Source organism: Aquimarina acroporae (assembly GCF_023195925.1).
Lineage (GTDB): Bacteria > Bacteroidota > Bacteroidia > Flavobacteriales > Flavobacteriaceae > Aquimarina > Aquimarina acroporae.
Window position 1 is genome coordinate 1 of sequence record NZ_JALPRE010000002.1, and the last position, 7,181, is coordinate 7,181.

Sequence of the window (7,181 nt, forward strand, 5' to 3'; positions counted from 1 at the left end):
GTTCCTTTTGTACGCCTAGACTTTTTTACTTCTTTTTTGGCGATGAAAAAAAGAAAGGAAGCTCAATTAAAGCAAATCAGATGAAATTTAAATTTATTACCAAGATTCGAAAACAATATTTCATAAAAAAAGCCTTTCTGAAAAGAAAGGCTTTTTTTATTCGTTCTTGCCAAATTACTTTTTGAATTTCGCGTATTTGTTTTTGAACTTGTCGATACGTCCTGCGGTATCGATAAGTTTTGATTTTCCAGTATAGAATGGATGAGAAGCTCTAGAGATTTCTAATTTCACTAGCGGATACTCAACACCATCAACCTCGATAGTTTCTTTAGTATTCGCAGTAGACTTTGTTAAGAAAACTTCGTCATTAGACATATCTTTGAAAGCAACTAATCTATAATTTTCTGGGTGAATACCTTTTCTCATCTTTTAATCTTTTCGTTTTTGCGAGGTGCAAATTTACAACTTATTTCTAAAATGACAAATGTTTCATGAAAAAATAAAATCAATTATCCTCAGCCGCTTCACTTCCCTCACACTCAAATAACCAATCTAAAAAATCCCCCACAGCTCCTTGAACTCCACAAACACCATTTTCATTCTTATTCAATCTTATGTGCGATCTCAAATAATCATATTTGTTAGCGATAGAATGGAATTCTTCACTAGACAAATTTAGAGCTTCCAATTCATAGAACAAATCCAAAAAAACTTGTGTCTGATCTCCTAGAAAGTTTTGTAAGATTTCCTCTAACTCCGCTTCCGAAGCTGTTGCAGACTTTGATGTCCAAATTTTAGCAAAACTTTGTAATTTACCAGTCTTAACAGCACTATTATTAAATTCGATTAAGGTTTGTTTCACCAGCAACTCTTTCTCTTCCTGAGAAATCTCAGTTACTTCATCCTTAGAACAGGATGATAGCCCCACAAAGGCTACAATCGATAAAAAAAGTAATAATTTTCTCATACGTGATTTCTTTAGTTAATATATTTTTACAATTTTAAAAATTGGGGTATTTCAATCTCTAATTTATTACAAAATTTTGTTTTTCAAAGAAATTCACTCTTAAATCACAATACGTCAACACTTTAACCATCATTCCCCAAAATGAGTAAATCCCCTTGTTTTACGGCACCTAACACCGCATTTTGATTACGGAAAAACCGTAAACTGTTTGTAAATATACGATAAAAATGTGAATTATCCCGATAAAACGCTATTTTTATGGTAATTGTAACATTTTTTTATATTTGTAGTCTAATGTTTTAACAAAACATTTAAAAATAAATTACTATATGGTCGAAACTACTATTTCTATCAAAAAGTTTATTATAAAATATGGGCTTATACTAGGTGTTTTCTTGATAATATACGGATATGTTTCTTACATCACCGAGAATAGAACTACCACTAATTGGGTATTCTCAGCAATTAATCTTTCGTTATTCATAATTGTGACACTTCTGGGTATTTATAAATATAAACTGGCTAGTAACGGTTTTTTAAAATTAAGTCAAGCTTTTATAATTGGTGTTGGTATATCCTTAATAGGTAGTATCATATATATCATATGGGATATATTTCTTTTAAAAATTTTAGCACCGGATATCCTAGACAGACTGGTAGAATTAAATAAAACTCCATCAGCAAATGATATACAAAAATCTGATATTACTCAGAATAATCAAAATAGCTTTGTTTTAGCTATATCTATTGCTTCTTTAATCGGAAATATGATTGTCGGCACTCTTATTGCTTTATTAGGCGGAGCTATTCTGCAAAAAAACCCCGATCCATTTGAGTAAAAACTACCATTCATTTTTTACATATTAACCGTTTTATTATGATTCTCTTTTTATAAAAAGAGGATACGATTCTTATCATTCAATCTTAAGAAATATTCATTTTTCAACGTAGCAATTTCTCTTTTTTTAAAAAAATCACTTAGCCAGAAACATATCTTTTTTGCACCCAATATAGTTATACCCTTACACCATATTTTTCTGTAAAAATCACTTAAAAAGACAAGATTCCTCCCCTAAAACCCCTATAAAACCAGAGATCAATTATATTTGATGTCTTAAAACCAAGAATTATCAACAAAATATTGATTATCAGTATTTTAAAACAAAAAATACATATACAAAAACCGGTCTATATTTATAAATCAAGGCTTATTTCACTTGTTTTTACCCTAATTCCTCCCCTACATTTGTAATGTACAATATCGGTCCCCTATTTACGATGTGTACCCAACAAAACACAAAAAAATCAACTGCATCAAAAAACAAAAAAAAAGGAAAAACAGTAGCAGTTAATTTTTAAAAGCACTCAACTCAACAAGTAAACAAAAAAGGGATGAAAACAAATAGTATGAATGCAAAGGGTGAACAAGAACTTATTAATGGAATACTAGCAGGAAACGAAGCCACCTTAACATCGTTTTATAAGCAACATTTACCATTCTTGAAAAGTTATATCAAAAGACAAGGAGGAAGCTATGAAGATGCCGAAGATATTTTTCAGGATGCGCTGGTGTTGGTATATGCCAAACTACAATCGAACAATGATTTAATCAATACCACTCTAGGGGGATATTTTAGAGGTACTTGCAAAAACCTTTGGAGAAACCAAATGCGTAAACAACGAAAATGGGCTATGGCAGATATTTATGCAGATGATATTAATGATGATCACGTTTCAGTAACCGAACAATTGTTTCAAACCGATCGCAAAAACTTATTCTATTCTTATTTCTCTACCCTAAAAGATACGACCCGACAGTTATGGGAGCTTGCCTTCGAAGGAAAAAGCAGTCAGGAAATCGCAGAATATACCGGTTATACCGAAAAATATGTTCGCAAAAAGAAATGCGAAACCAAAAAACAGATCATTCAAACCATTGTAAAAGACCCGTTGTATCAGGAATTGGCAGAGGCATGATCAAGTAGAAACTTTGGTACTTCATAGAAGAAAATAGATCGAACTTGTAACATTTTACTATATTTGAATACTTATGAGTTATTAAATAACCATAACAATTTTCAACAATGGAACAAGAAAAAGTATCTTCAAAAAAGATCATTATAAACTATGGAGTTATTCTGGGTGTAGTATCTGTACTTTTAAGTGTAGTAATGTACGTCACCGGAATGTATACAGACCCGCATTGGTCTATCGGGATTATAGGATTCCTTATTATGATTGCAGCCATCGTATACGGTATTAAGGCCTATAAAAAAGCAAATGCCGGTTTCCTTTCTCTTTCTGACGCTCTTAAAATAGGTATAGGAATCGCTTTAATAAGCGGTATTATTGGTGTCATTTGGACCTTTACACTTACCACAGTAATCGAGCCCACCTACAACGCACAAATGCTAGAGGTACAACGAGAAAAATTACTTGAAAACCCAGATATGACTGAGGCAATGGTTGAACAAACCATGGCGTTTACAGAAAAAATGACCTCACCATATATACAAGTAGCACTTTCTATTATTGGTAGTTTATTTTTCGGTTTTATTATATCTTTGTTTGCCGGACTGATCATGAAGAAAAAACAAGAGTTGTATTAATACAACCCTACTTTATAGTATAACAATTGGATTACATGCTTTCATGATGTAATCCAATTTCTTTTTTGACATGGATTAGGTCTGTTTTAACCTGGATATAAAAGATGAAGGATAAATTCCTGTCTTTTTATGAAATGCTTTTGAGAAGGTTTCACTGTTTTTAAAACCAATTTCTTCAGAAATACCCTTTATGGAGTATAATCTAAATTGTCTATCGTCTTTTAAGCGCTCTATAGCATATCCTACTCTAAGATCATGCAAATAGGTTGCAAAATTTTTTCCTTTAGAAATATTAATGATTTTAGACAGATACGAAGAGTTGGTATGCAACTCTTTGGCCAATATTCCCAAATTGTACTTTTTATTTAAATACCGTTCTTTTTTCTCAAATTCATCAAGCCCCTTAATTACTTTTTGAATTACGTCTTGAGAAATGTTTAAATCTTTTAGCTCTTTCTCTTTTTCCTCTTTAGCTTCAAGTGAAGGCTCTTCTGCTTTGTTGGTATGCGTAACAATTGCTCTAAAACTCTTTTGATAACGGTTACGATCCTTAACCAAATAAATGATAACTGAAATACAAATAACAAATACGAAAACGGCAAAAAGAAAAAAAAGTTTCCAACTCAATATTTCATCTTTTTGATCAGAGAGTATAACATCTTTTCCTGTAATTATACGAAAGGTTTGATATATTTTTACTTCTCTCATCCAATTCTCTTGAACGTTTTCTTTCAACAAACTATCCAGCCTGTTTTGTCGTTTCAGAAACACATCGCTTTCAGAACTATAATTCAAGTCATGATAATAATTCTTTAAATTATCATATCCAGATAAAATAATTGGATCATAAGTCCTAAATAATTGAACAATAGAATCCATCTTTTTATAGTATAAAACGCTCGTCTTTTTTTTATTGAGTATCCAGTGCAATTCTCCCAAATAATAATACAACCTTACTAATTCATCTTGTTTATTTGAGTTTTCTAGATACACTTGAGATTTGGTTATACTATCTAAAGATTTTTTATATTCTTTTTGGCGATATAGAACGACTCCTGCCTGGAGTAAAAAAGAATTATAGTGCTCTTCATCTTTTCTATCTAACGATTTCTTAATACCCTTCTTAGTATACCGCAAAGCTGTTTCCAAAGAATCTATCGCTACCAATTCATTTGCCAGTAATAACAAATCCTCTACCCCTTTGGTTATTCCATTATCTACAGCATACTCATGACAATCTTTAAATAGACGAACCGCTTCTTCATGTAATCCTGCTCTGCTTTTAAATTTTGCTATAACCCGATTAGAATGATATATTATTCTTGAATTAGATCTTCTTGTAGCATAAATGTTAGCTATTTTATAATTTTCAAAGGCATCTTCATATTGCCTTTTTTTTAAGTAATATTCGCCTTTAAGCAAATACCCCCTGGCAGGATATTCCTTTCCTTTACTCTCTTTATTTAAACTTATGATACTATCTGCATATATTAAATATTCTTTTTTGTCTTTATATAGGTGCGATAACAAAAAATATCCATGAGATATAATTGTTTTCTTATTTTCCTTTTTCCCTTTTTTTAAATAGGCATTTGCATAAACAAGAGCTTTTTCTGGATCTTTTTCTAAATTTTCAAAAAACAAATCATACAACTGAAAGTATGTTTTTGACTGTATCGAATCTGAAACTACTTGTTCCTCTTTTTGGGCATGCATTGCAATACTGAAGAAAAAAAGTAAAAGAAATATCTTATTCATTTCAAATTTTGTTTGTTGTTTCTATAGTAAACGATAGGTGTAATTTACACTAAGTTTTAAATTGCAAATTTCTATAAAAACCAGTCTTATTTCATAAAACACGACTAGTTTTACTTGTTTAAACTATCATTTGAACATTATTTTTGTTGTGCTGTAAAAATAGCAGCAAAATAAACGTTGTAAAATTAAATTCACTATTTAAAAAACAATGCCGAATAATAAACAGATACATAATTACAATATAAAATTTGGAATTTACTTGGGGGTATTCTGGATTATCTATTTTTCTATTTTTCAAAGTATTCAAGTATTTTCATTGTACCCGATCATTTCCTTAGTCATAGGATTACTGATTCAAACTGTAATTATTACTTATTGTATTTTGAATTATAAACAATACCATAACAATATACTACAACTAAATAAAGCCTTAAAAACAGGTATGATAATTTCCGTAACAGGAGGTATAATATTAGCCATATATCATTTTTTATTGTTAAACATATTCCAATATGATTTGTCTTCCAAAATTACCTTGATTTACGAAAATTGGATTCTAAAAAACAGACCTAATCTTTCAGCAAAGGAATTGTATGATAAAATTAGACTTTTTCAAAAGTATAATACCGAAAAAAATATTACGATAATCTCATTTCTTTGGGTAGTATTTTTTGGTTTTTTTATTTCCATACTCTCCGGATCTATTTTGCATAAAAAAGTTCAACCTTAAGTCTTGATCGGATAAAACTTAAGCCTCAAATAAAAAAACAAATATGACTAATCAAATTGCTTCAATCTACAAACATATACTTATATATGGGTTAATATATGGATGCATATGGTTCTCATATAGAGCCATAATTTATTTAATTTTCAACTCTTTAAGTGCTCCAAAACAATGGAATACAGAAGCGATTATAATAGAACTATTTATATATATAAGCGGCATAACCTATACTATGTATGCATATAAAGAAAACAATAGTGGTTATTTAAAACTTCTTGATGCACTAAAAATTGGGATTTTTATGGGCATTTTCCAATTTATTTTTAGTCAAATTTGGTATTTACTTTATACAGACATTATACATCCCGATTATTTAAGTACTGTTCTTGAGAGAAATAGGGAAACAAAGATGTTAAAAAACCCCGAATTATCTGCAAAAGAGATTGACCAGATAACATCGGCTGCCAGGAGTAAATTCGATTTCAAAATAAAATTATACACCCTAATAATCAATATCTCATTTAGTTCTTTTATTGCTTCTATAGCGGGAGCAATTATGCATGAAAAGAAAAAACTGTAATTCCTATCTATTATGAAACCTAACAAAACCTCAATCTATAAACATATACTTATATATGGGTTAATATATGGTTTCCTGTGGGGGTTAAAATCGACAGTAGCATACCTAATATTTAACCACCCAGGATCTAGAAATAAGTTAAATATCACCTTAGAGTTATTTCTTATAATTGGTTTTATGCCTTATGCTATATACATATTTAAAAAGAATAATAATGGTTATCTAAAATTTAAAGAGGCCGTTACAATAGGCTTCTGCTTTAGCATTTTCGCTTTTCTCACAACTACTATTTGGTATTTGTTTTACAAAAATATCATAACCCCTGAATATCTAAATAACACCTTGGAGAGGAGTAGGGAAAGTAATATGTTAAACAACCCTGAATTACTTCCTAAAGAAATTAATCAAATCACATCCACTACCACAAGTAACCTACTAAATATCAAAAATCTATACGAACTCTTACTTTATATTGCAATTGGTTTTTGTGTTTCCTCTATAGCTGGAGCATTTATGTACAAAAAGAAAAAAATGTAACCC

The 7,181-nt window shown here is 30.2% G+C and carries 9 protein-coding genes; 6 read left to right on the top strand and 3 right to left on the bottom strand.

Features of this window, described 5'->3' with window-relative positions; translation table 11 throughout:
- Positions 1 to 174: 174 nt before the first annotated feature.
- Positions 175 to 426 (bottom strand): type B 50S ribosomal protein L31, encoded by a 252-nt coding sequence (locus M0D21_RS04520; protein WP_248327257.1) that lies wholly within the window; start codon positions 424 to 426, stop codon positions 175 to 177.
- Between the two features lie 79 nt (positions 427 to 505).
- Positions 506 to 967, bottom strand: a complete 462-nt coding sequence (locus tag M0D21_RS04525) for a hypothetical protein (protein WP_248327258.1) — start codon at positions 965 to 967, stop codon at positions 506 to 508.
- 329 nt (positions 968 to 1,296) lie between these two features.
- Between M0D21_RS04525 and M0D21_RS04530 the strand changes: the two genes are divergently transcribed.
- The 3 genes from M0D21_RS04530 (at position 1,297) to M0D21_RS04540 (ending at position 3,576) form a co-directional block, all read left to right on the top strand.
- A complete protein-coding gene (locus M0D21_RS04530) occupies positions 1,297 to 1,806 on the top strand; it encodes a DUF4199 domain-containing protein (protein WP_248327259.1) in 510 nt (169 codons plus the stop codon).
- 553 nt (positions 1,807 to 2,359) lie between these two features.
- Entirely contained in the window at positions 2,360 to 2,944 is a 585-nt protein-coding gene (locus tag M0D21_RS04535; RefSeq protein WP_248327260.1) for an RNA polymerase sigma factor, read from the top strand.
- Between the two features lie 107 nt (positions 2,945 to 3,051).
- Positions 3,052 to 3,576 (top strand): DUF4199 domain-containing protein, encoded by a 525-nt coding sequence (locus M0D21_RS04540; RefSeq protein WP_248327261.1) that lies wholly within the window; start codon positions 3,052 to 3,054, stop codon positions 3,574 to 3,576.
- A 75-nt stretch (positions 3,577 to 3,651) separates the two neighbouring features.
- On the opposite strand, the gene M0D21_RS04545 is transcribed toward M0D21_RS04540, so the two are convergent.
- On the bottom strand, positions 3,652 to 5,334 hold the full coding sequence (locus M0D21_RS04545) for a helix-turn-helix domain-containing protein (protein ID WP_248327262.1): 1,683 nt from the start codon (positions 5,332 to 5,334) through the stop codon (positions 3,652 to 3,654).
- 208 nt (positions 5,335 to 5,542) lie between these two features.
- Between M0D21_RS04545 and M0D21_RS23100 the strand changes: the two genes are divergently transcribed.
- From M0D21_RS23100 to M0D21_RS23105, 3 genes are read left to right on the top strand one after another with little or no spacing between them, the layout of a single operon-like run.
- Positions 5,543 to 6,064: a DUF4199 domain-containing protein gene (locus tag M0D21_RS23100; protein ID WP_394802442.1), complete on the top strand. Its 522-nt coding sequence runs from the start codon at positions 5,543 to 5,545 to the stop codon at positions 6,062 to 6,064.
- 43 nt (positions 6,065 to 6,107) lie between these two features.
- Positions 6,108 to 6,641: a DUF4199 domain-containing protein gene (locus M0D21_RS04550; RefSeq protein ID WP_248327263.1), complete on the top strand. Its 534-nt coding sequence runs from the start codon at positions 6,108 to 6,110 to the stop codon at positions 6,639 to 6,641.
- Positions 6,642 to 6,653: 12 nt separating this feature from the next.
- On the top strand, positions 6,654 to 7,178 hold the full coding sequence (locus M0D21_RS23105) for a DUF4199 domain-containing protein (RefSeq protein WP_394802444.1): 525 nt from the start codon (positions 6,654 to 6,656) through the stop codon (positions 7,176 to 7,178).
- Positions 7,179 to 7,181 lie beyond the last annotated feature (3 nt).

Coding starts and splice junctions, on each gene's coding strand:
- M0D21_RS04520 (WP_248327257.1), bottom strand. CDS start 426: ATGAGAAAAGGTATTCACCCAGAAAATTATAGATTAGTTGCTTTCAAA.
- M0D21_RS04530 (WP_248327259.1), top strand. CDS start 1,297: ATGGTCGAAACTACTATTTCTATCAAAAAGTTTATTATAAAATATGGG.
- M0D21_RS23105 (WP_394802444.1), top strand. CDS start 6,654: ATGAAACCTAACAAAACCTCAATCTATAAACATATACTTATATATGGG.
- M0D21_RS04540 (WP_248327261.1), top strand. CDS start 3,052: ATGGAACAAGAAAAAGTATCTTCAAAAAAGATCATTATAAACTATGGA.
- M0D21_RS04525 (WP_248327258.1), bottom strand. CDS start 967: ATGAGAAAATTATTACTTTTTTTATCGATTGTAGCCTTTGTGGGGCTA.
- M0D21_RS04545 (WP_248327262.1), bottom strand. CDS start 5,334: ATGAATAAGATATTTCTTTTACTTTTTTTCTTCAGTATTGCAATGCAT.
- M0D21_RS04550 (WP_248327263.1), top strand. CDS start 6,108: ATGACTAATCAAATTGCTTCAATCTACAAACATATACTTATATATGGG.
- M0D21_RS04535 (WP_248327260.1), top strand. CDS start 2,360: ATGAAAACAAATAGTATGAATGCAAAGGGTGAACAAGAACTTATTAAT.
- M0D21_RS23100 (WP_394802442.1), top strand. CDS start 5,543: ATGCCGAATAATAAACAGATACATAATTACAATATAAAATTTGGAATT.